The sequence below is a fragment of the Nocardia sp. NPDC050435 genome, assembly GCF_040655395.1.
Classification (GTDB): domain Bacteria; phylum Actinomycetota; class Actinomycetes; order Mycobacteriales; family Mycobacteriaceae; genus Nocardia.
Map to the genome: position 1 here is coordinate 46,325 of NZ_JBFAJW010000007.1, position 13,194 is coordinate 59,518.

A 13,194-nucleotide genomic window follows, 5' to 3' on the forward strand; every position below is an offset into this window, starting at 1 on the left:
GGCCCACTATCGGCTCCGGCCGGGACATTTGTCCTGGTGAAAAGGTGCCGGTGCTGCATGGGAACCGTAGCGAGAAAGGTGTCAAGGTCTAACTCATGACCATGACTGATCCGATCGCAGACTTCTTGACGCGTCTGCGCAACGCCAACTCGGCGTACCACGATCAGGTGAAGGCTCCGCACTCGAAGCTCAAGGCGAACATCGCCGAGATCTTGAAGCGCGAGGGTTACATCGCCGACTACCGGACCGAGGACGCGCAGGTCGGCAAGACCCTGATCGTCGACCTCAAGTACGGCCCGAGCCGTGAGCGCTCCCTGCAGGGTGTGCGTCGCGTCTCGAAGCCGGGTCTGCGTGTGTACGCGAAGTCCACCAACCTGCCCAAGGTCCTGGGCGGCCTCGGCGTGGCGATCATCTCCACGTCGACCGGCCTGCTCACCGACCGTCAGGCCAAGCAGCAGGGCGTGGGCGGCGAAGTCCTCGCCTACGTCTGGTAAGGGAGGTAGGACTAATGTCGCGTATTGGTAAGAAGCCCATCGCAATTCCTGCCGGCGTCGAGGTGACCATCGACGGCCAGAACGTCGCGGTCAAGGGTCCCAAGGGCACCCTGACCCACGTGGTCGCCGAGCCGATCGTCATCTCCAAGGGTGAGGACGGCCAGCTCGAGGTCGTTCGCCCGGACGACCAGCGGCAGAACCGCTCGCTGCACGGCCTGACCCGTACCCTGGTCGCCAACATGATCGAAGGCGTCACCAAGGGCTACGAGAAGAAGATGGAAATCTTCGGTGTCGGTTACCGTGTCGCCGCCAAGGGCTCGAACCTCGAGTTCGCTCTCGGCTACAGCCACCCGGTGCCGATCGAGGCTCCGGAAGGCATCACCTTCGCGGTGGAATCGCCCACCAAGTTCTCCGTGTCCGGTATCGACAAGCAGAAGGTCGGCCAGATCTCCGCTGTGATTCACGGACTGCGTAAGCCCGACCCGTACAAGGGCAAGGGCATCCGCTACGCCGGCGAGGTCGTTCGCCGCAAGGTCGGAAAGACGGGTAAGTGATCATGGCGCAAACCGAAAACCAGATTGCCAAGCGCAAGCCGCGCGGCAAGGACGCCTCGACCGCGCGTCGGCTGTCGAAGACCCGCCGTCACTTCCGTCTGCGCAAGAAGGTCGCAGGCACCACCGAGCGTCCGCGCCTGGTGGTCAACCGCTCCTCGCGGCACCTGCACGCTCAGCTCGTGGACGACAGCGTCGGCAAGACCCTTGCCTACGCCTCGACCATCGAAGCCGACGTGCGCGCCGTCGACGGCGACAAGTCGGCCAAGAGCAAGAAGGTCGGCGAGCTGCTCGCCGCCCGTGCCAAGGCCGCCGGTGTCGAGGCCGTCGTGTTCGACCGTGGTGGTCACGACTACCACGGCCGTATCGCGGCGCTGGCCGATGCCGCTCGTGAAGCGGGGTTGAAGTTCTGATGACTGCAAACAAGAACGAAGGGAACGTCTGATGCCGGGACGTCAGAGGCGTGACGGCGGCAACGGACCCGCCGGACAGAATGGTGCCGCCGGTGGCGGCGACAACCGCGACAACCGTGGCGGTGGCCGCGACCGTCGTGGCGGCGGCGACAACCGCCGGGACAACGCGGCCGAGAAGAACCAGCTCGAGCGCGTCGTAGCGATCAACCGCGTCTCCAAGGTCGTGAAGGGTGGTCGTCGCTTCAGCTTCACCGCCCTCGTGATCGTCGGTGACGGCAACGGCCTGGTCGGCGTCGGCTACGGCAAGGCCAAGGAAGTTCCCGCGGCCATCCAGAAGGGCGTCGAAGAGGCTCGCAAGAACTTCTTCCGCGTCCCGATGATCGGCTCCACGGTCGTCCACCCGGTTCAGGGTGAGGCCGCGGCCGGTGTCGTCATGCTGCGTCCGGCTTCGCCGGGTACCGGTGTCATCGCCGGTGGCGCGTGCCGTGCCGTGCTGGAGTGCGCCGGTATTCATGATGTCCTGGCGAAGTCGCTCGGTAGCGACAACGCCATCAACGTCGTGCACGCGACGGTTGCGGCGCTCAAGATGCTGCAGCGTCCGGAAGAGGTCGCGGCCCGCCGTGGCCTGCCGCTCGAGGACGTTGCCCCTGCGGGCATGCTGCGTGCGCGTGCACTGGCTGCGGGAGGCAAGTAAATGGCTGATCTCAAGGTGACTCAGATCAAGTCGTCGATCGGCGCCAAGGCGAACCAGCGGGAGAGCCTTCGCACGCTCGGCCTGCGCAAGATCCGCCAGACGGTGGTGCGTGAGGACAACCCTCAGAACCGCGGGCTGATCAACGTCGTGCGCCACCTCGTTACTGTTGAGGAGGTCTAAGCATGTCCGCAATCAAGTTGCACCACCTGCGTCCGGCCCCCGGTGCCAAGACCGAGAAGACCCGTGTGGGTCGCGGTGAAGGCTCCAAGGGCAAGACCGCGGGCCGTGGTACCAAGGGCACCAAGGCGCGCAAGAACGTTCCGGCCGCCTTCGAGGGTGGGCAGATGCCGCTGCACATGCGGCTGCCCAAGCTCAAGGGCTTCACCAACCGGAACCGTGTCGAATACCAGGTCGTGAACGTCTCGGCCATCGCCAAGCTGTTCCCGAAGGGCGGCGAGGTCGGCAAGGCCGAGCTCGTGGCCGCCGGCGCGGTTCGCAAGAACCAGCTGGTGAAGGTCCTGGGCGACGGTGAGATCGGCGTCGCGGTCCAGGTGACCGCCGACAAGGTGACCGGCTCCGCCAAGGAGAAGATCACCGCGGCCGGTGGCACTGTCACCGAACTGGGCTGACGGTACTCTGCAATTAGCATGTGGCACCGGATGAGTGAAGTACTCATCCGGTGCCACTGTTAGAGTTCAATCTATTGCCTGCCAAGCCCGTCATGGTGTCGAAGCCATGGCATGACCATGTCGTTCGCCAGGAGGATCTGTGCTTTCCGCCTTCGTATCGGCCTTCCGGACTCCGGACTTACGGCGGAAGATTCTCTTCACGCTGGGGTTGATCGCGCTGTACCGTCTCGGTGCCGCGCTGCCGTCCCCCGGTGTGGATTACCAGGCGGTGCAGGAATGTATCGACCTGGTCTCCGGTGGTGATTCCGCCGGCATCTACCAGCTGATCAACCTCTTCTCCGGTGGTGCGCTGCTGCAGTTGTCGATCTTCGCGATCGGCATCATGCCCTACATCACCGCGAGCATCATCATCCAGCTGCTGACGGTCGTCATCCCGCGGTTCGAGGAACTGCGCAAGGAAGGCCAATCCGGCCAGACCAAGATGACGCAGTACACGCGCTATCTCTCGATCGCCCTGGCGATTCTGCAGGCCACCGGTCTCGTCGCGCTCGCCGCGCGCGGCCAGCTGCTGCAGGGCTGCCAGCAGGACATCCTGGCCGACACCTCGATCTTCGGCATGGTCATCATCGTGCTGGTCATGACCGCGGGCGCCGCCATGGTCATGTGGTTCGGCGAGCAGATCACCGAGCGCGGCGTCGGCAACGGCATGTCGCTGCTGATCTTCGCCGGCATCGCGGCCCGCATCCCGTCCGAGGGCAAGAACATCCTGGACAGCCGCGGCGGTCTGGTCTTCGGCCTGGTCTGTGTGGCGGCGCTGGCCATCATCGCGGTCGTCATCTACGTCGAGCAGGCGCAGCGCCGGATTCCGGTGCAGTACGCCAAGCGCGTGGTCGGCCGCAAGATGTACGGCGGTTCCTCGACCTACCTGCCGTTGAAGGTGAACCAGGCCGGCGTCATCCCGGTGATCTTCGCGTCCTCGCTGCTGTATCTGCCGAACCTGGTGGCGCAGCTGACGTCGTCGCAGAACAACCCGGACCCGAGCTGGTGGCAGGACATCATCCAGAAGTACCTGGTGAATCCGGGCAACCCGGTCTACATCGCCATCTACTTCGGTCTCATCGTCTTCTTCACCTACTTCTACGTGGCGATCACCTTCAATCCGGAGGAACGCGCCGACGAGATGAAGAAGTTCGGTGGCTTCATTCCCGGGTATCGTCCCGGTCGGCCGACCGCCGACTATCTCAATTACGTGTTGAGCCGGATCACCCTCCCCGGCTCGCTCTACCTCGGCCTCGTCGCCGTTCTCCCCAACCTGTTCCTGGATATCGGCAACTCCGGTGGCATGCAGAATCTCCCGTTCGGCGGCACCGCGGTGCTGATCATGGTGAGCGTCGGCTTGGACACCGTGAAGCAGATCGAGTCCCAGCTGATGAATCGAAATTACGAAGGGTTCCTCAAGTGAGAGTTGTACTGCTCGGTCCGCCGGGTGCCGGCAAGGGCACCCAGGCCGATCTCCTGTCGGACAAGCTGGGCGTCCCGCACATCTCCACCGGGGACCTGTTCCGCGCCAACATCTCCCAGCAGACCCCGCTGGGCCGCGAAGCGCAGAAGTACATGGACGCCGGTGACCTGGTGCCCAGCGATGTCACCAACCGCATGGTCGAGGCCCGGGTGAACGAGCCCGACGCCGCCAACGGCTTCATTCTCGACGGCTACCCGCGCACGGTCGATCAGGCCGACGCGCTGGAGAAGATCCTCGGCGACATGAACAGCAAGCTGGACGCGGTGCTGTGCTTCGTCGTGGCCGAGGACACCGTGGTCGAGCGCATGCTGGCCCGTGGCCGTGGCGACGACAACGAGGGCGTCATCCGCAATCGGCTCCGCGTGTACCGCGAGGAGACCGAACCGCTGCTGACCCACTACGACGGCCTGGTCGTGTCCGTCGACGGTGTCGGTGAGGTCGACGATGTGAACGCCCGCGCGCTTCGGGCCCTGGGGCACTGACCTGATGGTCTTCGGCCGCAAGTCCAAGAAGGTGGTGCCGTTCCGCAGCGCCGGTGAACTCGACGCCATGGCGGCGGCGGGCGCGATCGTCGGTCGCGCCCTGGTCGCCGTGCGCGAGGCCGCCAAGCCCGGGGTGTCGACGCTGGAGTTGGACGAGGTCGCCGAGCAGGTCATCCGGGACGCGGGTGCGGTGCCCTCCTTCAAGGGCTACCACGGTTTCCCGGGCTCGATCTGCTCGTCGGTGAACGATCGCATCGTGCACGGGATTCCGAACGCCGCCGATGTGCTGGCCGAGGGCGATCTGGTGTCGATCGATTGCGGCGCGATTCTCGATGGCTGGCACGGTGATTCGGCGTGGACCTTCGGGGTCGGCGCCATCATCGAGGCGGATCGGCTGTTGAGCGAGGCCACCAAGCTGTCGATGGAGGCGGGGATCGAGGCGATGGTGCCGGGCAACCGGCTCACCGACATCTCGCACGCCATCGAGCTGGGCACCCGCGCGGCCGAGGAACTGCACGGCCGGTCCTACGGCATCGTCGACGGCTACGGCGGGCACGCCATCGGCCGCGAGATGCACATGGATCCGTTCCTGGCCAACGAGGGCGCGCCCGGCAAGGGCCCGAAGCTCGTGGTGGGTTCGGTGCTCGCGATCGAGCCGATGCTGACCCTGGGCACCACCCAGTCCAAGGTGCTCGAGGACGACTGGACGGTCGTGACTCTCGACGGATCGCGCTCCGCGCACTGGGAACACACCGTCGCCGTCACCGAGGACGGCCCGCGCATTCTGACGCTGCGCCCGGAGTAGTCCTCTCCCGCTTGCCTTTCCGCACCTTCGTCCCCGTTCGGGGGCGGAGGTGCGTTCGCGTTTCAACGGGCCGACAACTAGTGCTCCAAGTGTTCCTACTCTGGTAGCATCGTTGGTATGAAATTGAGTGTGAGCTTGTCGGAGGAGGACGTGGCCGCGCTCGATGCCGAGGTTTGCCGCTCTGGGTTGCCGGGCCGCTCAGCGGCTGTGCACAAGGCGATCGAGCTGTTGCGTAGTCGCGCGCTCGAAGATGCCTATGAGCAGGCCTGGGACGAGTGGGAGTCCTCCGGCGAGGAGGCCGTCTGGGCTGCTGCCACCGATGATGGCGTGGCTTGATGCGGCGGGGCGATCTGATCCTGGTCGATCTCGACCCGGTGCGCGGGAACGAGGTGAGTAAGACCAGGCCCGCCGTCGTGGTCAGCAACGAGGGCGCCAACCGGCGGGCCACGCAGCTCGGTCGCGGTGTCATCACCATTGTGCCGGTAACCAGCAATGTCGAAAACGTCTTTCCGTTTCAGGTGCTGTTGGAAGACGTGGCGGGTTTGAAGGTGACATCGAAGGCTCAGGCCGAGCAGGTTCGCTCGCTGTCGGTCGAGCGGGTGGGGCGAACGCTGGGCCGGCTCTCCACGGCGCAGGTGGCCGAGGTGGACAAAGCCCTTCGCCTGCACCTGAGCCTCTGATAGCCGCAGCAAAGTTTCGCGGAAGGTGGCGAAGGAGGCGGCGCAATCGGTGGTGAGAGGCACGCACCCCCGCGCAGCCGGTCTTCATGCTCGCGTTCGCGTTTCAGGGCTCGACGGTCGGAAAGAGGATGGGGCTCAACAGATACGGCGCGCGGTCTGCGGTGGGCGGGTGGGCCAGCCGCGGCAGGATCGCGGCGCGCAGGTCCTCGATCAGGGCGACCACCTCGTCGGGGGACAGCCACAGGGCGTGCTGCCGATAGCCGACGAGATCGGCTGCGGGATCGGCGTTTTCGGTGTCCAGGTAGGCGTTGAATTCGGCCAGCAGGGTGGCCGCGGCGGCCGCGAAGACGCGCCGGTGTTCCGCGGCGGTGGCCGCCGCCGCGCGGTCGGCATCGATCACCGCCTGCTCCCGGCGCAACCGGTAGGTGCGCTCCACCGCGCCCCGTACCCGCTGTTCCTCCGCGACCTCCAAGATGCCTGCGGCACCGAGTATTTCGACGTGGCGATACACCGTGGCCTTCGAGACGTCGGGTAGCCGGGCGCAGAGCTGGCCGGTGGTGCGAGCCTGCCCGCCGGAGAGGGCGTGCACGATGCGTAACCGCACCGGGTGGGCGAGCAACTCCACTGTGTCCATTCCCCAATGTTCTCATCTCTGATACCTTTCTCAAAGTTGAGAATAGCTGGAGGATGTTGATGCAGACGCTCGATTGGCAGCCCGCTGCGGACGTGGATCCCGCGGCCTTCGAAGAACGCTCGGTCACGCTCGGCACGGACGATTTCGCGGTGCCGGGCACGGTGAGCGTGCCGCATGGGCCGGGGCCGCACCCCGCGGTCGTGCTGCTCGCCGGTGGGGGCGCGTTCGATCGCGACGGGACGGCCGGCCCGAACAAGTCCCTGAAGGACCTGGCCTGGGGCCTGGCCACCCGGGGCCTCGCGGTGCTGCGCTTCGACAAGGTCACCCTGGTGCACGCCGACCGGTTCTGGGCGAGCGATCCGACCGTGGTGCAGGAGTACCTGCCACACGCCCTCGCGGCGATCGAAATGCTCGGCGCGATACCGAGTGTGGACCCGAACCGGATCTTCGTCGTCGGCCACAGCATGGGCGGCAAGCTGGCGCCGCGGGTCGCGGAGGCCGCTCCGGGCGTGGCCGGAATCGCGATCCTCGCCGGCGACACCGCGCCGATGCAGTGGGCCATGCTGCGGGTACTGCGGCACCTGGCCGAGGTCGACCCGGCCACCGCCGCGACCTTGCCCGCCGAGGAGACGATCATCGCCCAGGCAAGAGCCGTGGACAGCCCGGATCTCTCGCCGGCCACCCCGTCGAGCGAGTTGCCGTTCGGCGCGCCCGGCTCCTACTGGCTGGACCTGCGCTCCTACGATCCGGTCGCCACGGCGGCGGCGCTGGACAAGCCGATGTTCATTGCCCAGGGCGGTCGCGACTACCAGGTGACGATCGCCGACGACCTGTCCGGCTGGCAGCACGTGCTGGCCGCGCGGCCGGAGGTGACCATCCGCGTCTACGAGGCCGACGACCACATGTTCTTCCCCGGCGCCGGTCCCTCGCTGCCCGCGGACTATCTGCGGGCCCAGCACGTCGACCCGGCGCTGATCGCGGACCTCGCCGACTGGCTGTCGAACCGGTGATTACGTCGGGCAATTACCCGGGGAACCGGCTCGCCTGCCATGATTTCGGGGATGGAGCTTCGTTTCGGGATTCAGCTGGCGCCGGTGGCGGAGGAACTACTGCGGATTCGGGAACTGGCCCGGTTCGCCGACCGAGAGGGCCTGGAACTACTCGGGATCCAGGATCACCCGTATTCCGGGCCGCTGGCCGACACCTTCGCCGTCATCGGCTACGATCCTGGCGGAGACCTCGGGGCTGACGGTCTTCCCCGATGTGGCCAGCCTGCCGATGCGCGGGGCCGCGATGCTCGGAAAGCAGTCCGCCACACTGGATCTGCTCAGTAACGGCAGATTCGAACTGGCGCTGGGCGCGGGCGCGTTCTGGCCCGCGATCACGGCGATGGGCGGACCGGCACGGTCGAATCCCGAAGCGCTGCAAGCGCTCGAGGAAGCGACCGCGGTGATCCGGTCGATGTGGCAACCCGGCGCCAAGGCTGAGGTTCCTGGCGACTACTACGCTGTGCACGGTGTGCAGTCCGGTCCGGCTCCCGCACATTCGGTCGGGATCTGGTTCGGCAGTGTCGGGCCCAAGGCCAACGCTCTGACCGGACGGATCGCCGACGGGTGGGCCGCGCCGATCCCGCACTATCTGCCCTACGAGAAATGGGAAGCGGCGCAACACCTCATCTCCGCGGCGGCCGTCGATGCCGGGCGCGATCCGGGCGACGTTGCCCGTATGGCGCAGCTGGTGGGGCACATCACCGAAGCGCCCGGTCCGGTCACGTTGCGCGGCGAGGAACCGATTCGCACCGACGCCGCGGGCTGGGCCCGCATCCTGGCCGATCTCGCCGTCGAAACCGGCTTCGACACCTTCGTGTACTGGCCGGAAACCGCCGACGATACCCAGCTGCGACGCTGGATCGGTGACGTCGTTCCTTACACCCGCGCCCTCTGCGCCTGACCTGAGTTCTCGGGTCGTGCAGTGGGTTTCGCTACCTCCTGGACTCGGTCGGTGAACTTTGACGTTGCACCGACCGTATGTCCGGGGCGGGGGTGGTCGCGTGAGTAGGGAACTACTCGAATCCGGCTGAAGCGCTGCGCGGTTCGGGTTTGCTAGCCGCGCCGACGCCAGGAACGGCGGCCGCCGGTGCGGGCCCCGGTGCCGAAGCCCGCGAGGTGCAGGGCGACGAGTAGGAAGCCGAGGGTGATGATGGTGCCCTCGGAAATGGTGCCGAGGGTTTCGTCGACGATATCGAGCAGCAGCGCGAGCCCGAATGCGACGGCAGCGGCAATGGCGAACATGGGATACCTCCTGTGGTCAGGAGCCGATATACCCGCCGCCTCCGGTCCCAATCGCCCGAATTGACCGACCGCCCAATCGCTTATGACGCGGGTGCCGGCTTGCGGAAGAACAGCACGTGATCGTGATCGATCAGGGGCATGGTCTTGCGCACCTGCCGGATGCCGCCCGAGGGGAGGTAGGTCAGATTGGCGAAGGAGTGCGTGTTGCCGAAGGCCGAGCGGAGCTTGGTCTCCGTCGCGCCGTTGGCCCCGTAAGCGGCGAGGACGCCGAAATCCAGTGGGGCCAGCGGCTTGTCGAGTGCCGAGGCCGGGCCGGCGGGCAGGCCGAGGGCGGCGTACTGCGTCGGCTCGCCGTGTTCGTAGCGGCACAGCTCGTAGGAGGCGTTCGAGGTCGCCGTCACGGCGATCACCGCCCACTTCCGCGAGAGCGCCAGGGCGAGCGGGTTCTTGCCGACCGGGGTGAGCTCCCAGTTCATGCTCATGACCGTGACCCAGCCGCCGTAGGACATCTCGATCAGCACCACGTCGTCGCCCAGTGTCTGGGCGGTGGTGAACTCGGGATCGCCCATCCGCCAGTCTTTTTCGTCGGCATTGAGGTACGTGCCGCTGTCCACGAGCTGGACCTCGTCGGCCGCGTACGCCGCGACGATCGCCTCGCGCAGCTGTGCGATGGCGTCCCGATCGGGGCAGCGCACAGCCAGCGCGCCGAAGGTCGGGCCGATCTCGACCGGGGCCGAGGGCGGATCCGGATCCTCGCCGGGAGCCATCGGCCGCAGGCCGACCAGTGCCAGCCGCCAGTTGATCTCCTCGACGGTCGACAGATCGCCGGAGGTCTTGCGCAGGATCTGCTGCTGGGTGAGCCGCCCGGCCTGCTCCAGGGTGCGGCATTCCAGTTCCAGCAGGGCGTTGTAGGACTTCGGCGTGAGATCCAGATCGCGAATACCGCAGGCGCGCAGGCGGATCGACATGCCAGTGGAGGTGAACGCGGCGTAGCGTTCGCGATACATCGACAGCGCCTGCTTGCGGGAGCGGCCGACCATGAGGGTGCGCAGCAGGGTGCTCAGGCTCTGCAGGTACTTGCCCGCGAGCTCCGGATTGGACGACGCCAGTTCGCTTCTGATGCGGGCGGCGGCCTCGGTGGCGCCGACGGCGGCCTCCTGGTCCAGCCGGCCCAGCCAGACGCCGCACTTGCCGAGGCAGTCGGCGCACATGCCGGCGACATACGAATCCGTCTGCGCGGCTTGTAGATAGACCGCGCACGCGCTCTTGATGGTGCTGGTGGCCAGTTCGCGGCGGTTGGTCGCGCGGGTGACCTGCTCGAATACCCGCAGCGCCTCCTGTAACTCGCCGGCCGAGCGCGCGGAGACATTGCCGTTGGCGAACCAGTGCAGCCGCAGGCCGACCGCTTCCTGGGACGGGGAGAGCGCCTCGAGCGTGCGATCGCGACGGGCGTTCTTGTCGTTCTTGGTCGCGAGCATCGCTTTGGCTAGCTCGACGAGCGAGGCGGACAAGCGCAGTTCGGACTCCGCCGTCCGGTCGCGCGCCGCGCTGCGATCGGCGGCTACCCGGCGCTCGAGCGTTCCGACATCGCCGGCCGTGCCCGGATCGATGGAACTCAACGTCATCGCGAACCCAACTCCCGCATCACCTTCGACATACGGTCGGCGATCGGCCGCATTCGTGTGCGGCCGAGTCTGCCATAAATCGGGGGTCTACGCCCAGGACAACGCAGAGGTGATCGGGTAATCCGGAGTACTGCTCGGCCGGATCGCGCAGCGTGCCAGCAATTTCAGAGCTATCCTGTCGCCCGGTCAGGCTTCCAGGAGCACCGTGACGGGGCCGTCGTTGCTGAGATCGATGTGCATGTGCGCGCCGAACTTCCCGGTCGCGGTGGTCGCCCCGAGCGCGGACAATGCCTGGGTGAAGGCGTCCACCAGGGGCTCGGCGACCGGGCCCGGCGCCGCGGCGTTCCAGGACGGCCGCCGGCCCTTGGCGGTGTTGGCGTAGAGGGTGAACTGGCTGACCACCAGGATCGGCGCGTCCACGTCGGCGGCGGAACGCTCCTCGTTCAGGATGCGCAGCCGCCACAGCTTGTCCGCCAGCGCCTGCGCGGTCGCCACGGTATCGGTGTGCGTGACGCCGACGAGGGCGACCAGCCCCTGCGGGTTCGGGCGGATCTCGCCGACCGTCTCGCCGTCCACGGTCACCCGGGCCGAGGTCACCCGCTGCACCAGTACTCGCATGCGCTGATCATGTCATCCGCGCAACCGGGCCCGGATCACCGTGGTCCGGATCGGGAAGTCGAATTCGCCCGCGGCGGTCTCCGGGGTCGCGCGCAGATATTCGACGATCGCGGCGAGCGCCCGGGCGCGCTGCTCGGGCGTGACGACCAGGGTGTGGGAATGTGTCCCGATCGTGGTGGTCAGCGATTCGGCGGTGCGGCGATGGGTGTGCGGGAACCGCTCGAGTTCGAGGGCGGTGAACTGTGGACCGCTGTGGATCGTTTCGATGTTCCGCACGCCGCCCGGCATCGGTGAGGCGTCGCGCGCCACGCGCTGCAGGCCCGCGACCCACGCGACGTCGGTGTCGTCCTCGTTCCAGAGCGCGGCGAACACGCCGCCGGGCCGCAGTACCCGGGCGATCTCGGGGTAGGCCCGCTCGGTATCGAACCAGTGGAACGCCTGACCGGCGACGACGACATCCACCGCGCCGTCGGCCAGCGGAATCGACTCCGCCGCACCGGGATGGATCGGAATCTCGGGATGCCTGTGGATGAATTCGGCGCGCATCTCCGCGTCGGGCTCGACGGCGATCACCGATGCGCCGGCGGCCACGAGTCCCTCGGTCAGTTTGCCGGTGCCCGCGCCGAGGTCCAGGACCGTCGGCCGCTCGGCATCGCCGAGGGCCCACCGGATTCCGGCCGCCGGGTAATCCGGGCGGTGCTCGGCGTAGGTGGCGGCGGTCGCGCCGAAAGACTTGGCGCGCAGGGATTTCAGCTCTTCGCCCGAAGGTAGCTGGTTGGGATCGTCCATATCCCGGACGATAGCCCGAACGCTGTGTGTCACTGCCGCAACACCTTCAGTTCACGTTAAGTCCACTGGTGAGTTGATCGGCGGTGTCATCGTCGGATTCGCAGTATCGGAGTGAAGGGCGCGGTCGCGGGCCGCAGGAGCACACCAGGAGCGAATTCGATGACCGTCGAAAATGATCCGGACCTATTGCGCAAGGCCGCACAGACCAAGACCAGCCACGTCCACGACCGCCTCGACGGCGTCCTGCGCGAACTCGACCGCAAACTGGGCGCGCGCGGTGAACCGTGGGGCCAGGACAAATTCGGTACCCAGTTCTACGGCAACTACGAGACCTCTCGTCAGAACGCCACCACCAACATCACCAACGCCTCCACCAGCTTCGTCAACTTCACGACCGGCCAGGTCCGGACCGCGGACACCATGAAGAAGCAGGACCAGGCCAACCGCGACGGTCTGACCTGGAAATGACCAACGAGTACGCCAAGGCCGACCTCGAGCACGTTCTGGGGGAAGTGCAGGAGCAGTTCAAGGCCATCGCCGAGATCCAGCAGGCGCGGGCGCGGCTCACCGCCAGCGCGAGCGTGCGCAAACTGGCGACCGTCACCGTGAACGCCAACGGCACCGTGGTCGACACCAAATTCGGCCCGCACGCCGAGGACGCCAGCCTCAACGAGCTCGCCAAGGCGGTCACCGAGGCGGCCCAGCAGGCGGTCACCGAGGTGACCAAGCTGGGCATGGAGCTGATGGCGCCGGTGCAGGAGCGGCAGGCGCGCCTGCCCAAACTGAGCGATCTGCTCGAGGGGTTCGCCGACGTCAAGCCGCAGGCGCCGGTCGCGCCACCGGTCACCATGGTGCCGCTCGCGGTCGACGCGGAGGAGCCGGTGATGGAATTCAGCGACGTGGAAACCTTCACGCCCGAACGGGGCTCGGGCTTCACCGACAGCAGTTGGTGAGCCGGTAGCCACCG

At 66.9% G+C, this 13,194-nt stretch carries 20 protein-coding genes; 15 read left to right on the forward strand and 5 right to left on the reverse strand.

The annotated features are described in order from the left end of the window. The first annotated feature begins 95 nt into the window (after positions 1–95). The 11 genes from rpsH (at position 96) to AB0I43_RS22105 (ending at position 6,270) form a co-directional block, all read left to right on the forward strand. Complete coding sequence (rpsH, locus tag AB0I43_RS22055) at positions 96–494, forward strand: 30S ribosomal protein S8 (RefSeq protein ID WP_356973786.1); 399 nt, start codon at positions 96–98, stop codon at positions 492–494. A gap of 14 nt (positions 495–508) precedes the next feature. Continuing rightward, a complete protein-coding gene (rplF, locus tag AB0I43_RS22060; RefSeq protein ID WP_356973787.1) occupies positions 509–1,048 on the forward strand; it encodes a 50S ribosomal protein L6 in 540 nt (179 codons plus the stop codon). A gap of 2 nt (positions 1,049–1,050) precedes the next feature. Next, positions 1,051–1,458 carry a 50S ribosomal protein L18 gene (rplR, locus tag AB0I43_RS22065; RefSeq protein ID WP_356973788.1) on the forward strand — a complete coding sequence of 136 codons (408 nt, stop codon included), beginning with the start codon at positions 1,051–1,053 and terminating at the stop codon, positions 1,456–1,458. Between the two features lie 31 nt (positions 1,459–1,489). Beyond that, a complete protein-coding gene (gene rpsE, locus AB0I43_RS22070; RefSeq protein WP_356973789.1) occupies positions 1,490–2,152 on the forward strand; it encodes a 30S ribosomal protein S5 in 663 nt (220 codons plus the stop codon). Next, complete coding sequence (rpmD, locus tag AB0I43_RS22075; protein WP_062983142.1) at positions 2,153–2,332, forward strand: 50S ribosomal protein L30; 180 nt, start codon at positions 2,153–2,155, stop codon at positions 2,330–2,332. It begins immediately after the preceding gene. A 2-nt stretch (positions 2,333–2,334) separates the two neighbouring features. Beyond that, positions 2,335–2,781, forward strand: coding sequence for a 50S ribosomal protein L15 (gene rplO / locus AB0I43_RS22080; protein WP_356973790.1), 447 nt, complete (start codon positions 2,335–2,337; stop codon positions 2,779–2,781). A 139-nt stretch (positions 2,782–2,920) separates the two neighbouring features. Then, positions 2,921–4,243, forward strand: coding sequence for a preprotein translocase subunit SecY (gene secY, locus AB0I43_RS22085; protein ID WP_356973791.1), 1,323 nt, complete (start codon positions 2,921–2,923; stop codon positions 4,241–4,243). Next, positions 4,240–4,785 (forward strand): adenylate kinase, encoded by a 546-nt coding sequence (locus tag AB0I43_RS22090; protein WP_356973792.1) that lies wholly within the window; start codon positions 4,240–4,242, stop codon positions 4,783–4,785. Before secY ends, AB0I43_RS22090 begins: the two co-directional genes overlap by 4 nt. A gap of 4 nt (positions 4,786–4,789) precedes the next feature. Continuing rightward, positions 4,790–5,590 (forward strand): type I methionyl aminopeptidase, encoded by an 801-nt coding sequence (map, locus tag AB0I43_RS22095; RefSeq protein WP_356973793.1) that lies wholly within the window; start codon positions 4,790–4,792, stop codon positions 5,588–5,590. A gap of 117 nt (positions 5,591–5,707) precedes the next feature. Continuing rightward, a complete protein-coding gene (locus AB0I43_RS22100; protein ID WP_357432599.1) occupies positions 5,708–5,926 on the forward strand; it encodes a ribbon-helix-helix protein, CopG family in 219 nt (72 codons plus the stop codon). Further along, the gene (locus tag AB0I43_RS22105) at positions 5,923–6,270 is read left to right on the forward strand and encodes a type II toxin-antitoxin system PemK/MazF family toxin (protein ID WP_357432600.1); all 348 of its coding nucleotides are present in this window, start codon (positions 5,923–5,925) and stop codon (positions 6,268–6,270) included. The genes AB0I43_RS22100 and AB0I43_RS22105 overlap by 4 nt, the downstream gene beginning before the upstream one ends. A 103-nt stretch (positions 6,271–6,373) precedes the next feature. Here AB0I43_RS22105 and AB0I43_RS22110 read toward each other — a convergent pair whose 3' ends face one another. Then, the gene (locus AB0I43_RS22110; protein ID WP_357432601.1) at positions 6,374–6,904 is read right to left on the reverse strand and encodes a helix-turn-helix domain-containing protein; all 531 of its coding nucleotides are present in this window, start codon (positions 6,902–6,904) and stop codon (positions 6,374–6,376) included. 59 nt (positions 6,905–6,963) lie between these two features. On the opposite strand from AB0I43_RS22110, the gene AB0I43_RS22115 reads away from it, so the two are divergent. Both AB0I43_RS22115 and AB0I43_RS22120 read left to right on the forward strand, forming a co-directional pair. Continuing rightward, positions 6,964–7,914 carry an alpha/beta fold hydrolase gene (locus AB0I43_RS22115; RefSeq protein WP_357432602.1) on the forward strand — a complete coding sequence of 317 codons (951 nt, stop codon included), beginning with the start codon at positions 6,964–6,966 and terminating at the stop codon, positions 7,912–7,914. A gap of 217 nt (positions 7,915–8,131) precedes the next feature. Next, on the forward strand, positions 8,132–8,854 hold the full coding sequence (locus AB0I43_RS22120; RefSeq protein WP_357432637.1) for an LLM class flavin-dependent oxidoreductase: 723 nt from the start codon (positions 8,132–8,134) through the stop codon (positions 8,852–8,854). Between the two features lie 152 nt (positions 8,855–9,006). On the opposite strand, the gene AB0I43_RS22125 is transcribed toward AB0I43_RS22120, so the two are convergent. The 4 genes from AB0I43_RS22125 to AB0I43_RS22140 all read right to left on the reverse strand — a co-directional run bounded on the left by AB0I43_RS22125 (position 9,007) and on the right by AB0I43_RS22140 (position 12,227). Continuing rightward, positions 9,007–9,195, reverse strand: coding sequence for a hypothetical protein (locus AB0I43_RS22125; protein WP_356973797.1), 189 nt, complete (start codon positions 9,193–9,195; stop codon positions 9,007–9,009). An 80-nt stretch (positions 9,196–9,275) separates the two neighbouring features. Then, positions 9,276–10,820, reverse strand: a complete 1,545-nt coding sequence (locus AB0I43_RS22130; RefSeq protein WP_356973798.1) for a hypothetical protein — start codon at positions 10,818–10,820, stop codon at positions 9,276–9,278. A 186-nt stretch (positions 10,821–11,006) separates the two neighbouring features. Then, positions 11,007–11,438 carry a D-aminoacyl-tRNA deacylase gene (gene dtd / locus AB0I43_RS22135; protein WP_357432603.1) on the reverse strand — a complete coding sequence of 144 codons (432 nt, stop codon included), beginning with the start codon at positions 11,436–11,438 and terminating at the stop codon, positions 11,007–11,009. A 12-nt stretch (positions 11,439–11,450) separates the two neighbouring features. Continuing rightward, on the reverse strand, positions 11,451–12,227 hold the full coding sequence (locus AB0I43_RS22140) for a class I SAM-dependent methyltransferase (protein WP_357432604.1): 777 nt from the start codon (positions 12,225–12,227) through the stop codon (positions 11,451–11,453). 159 nt (positions 12,228–12,386) lie between these two features. On the opposite strand from AB0I43_RS22140, the gene AB0I43_RS22145 reads away from it, so the two are divergent. Then, positions 12,387–12,695 (forward strand): hypothetical protein, encoded by a 309-nt coding sequence (locus AB0I43_RS22145; protein ID WP_357432605.1) that lies wholly within the window; start codon positions 12,387–12,389, stop codon positions 12,693–12,695. Then, positions 12,692–13,180, forward strand: a complete 489-nt coding sequence (locus tag AB0I43_RS22150; RefSeq protein ID WP_357432606.1) for a YbaB/EbfC family nucleoid-associated protein — start codon at positions 12,692–12,694, stop codon at positions 13,178–13,180. Before AB0I43_RS22145 ends, AB0I43_RS22150 begins: the two co-directional genes overlap by 4 nt. Positions 13,181–13,194: the final 14 nt, after the last annotated feature.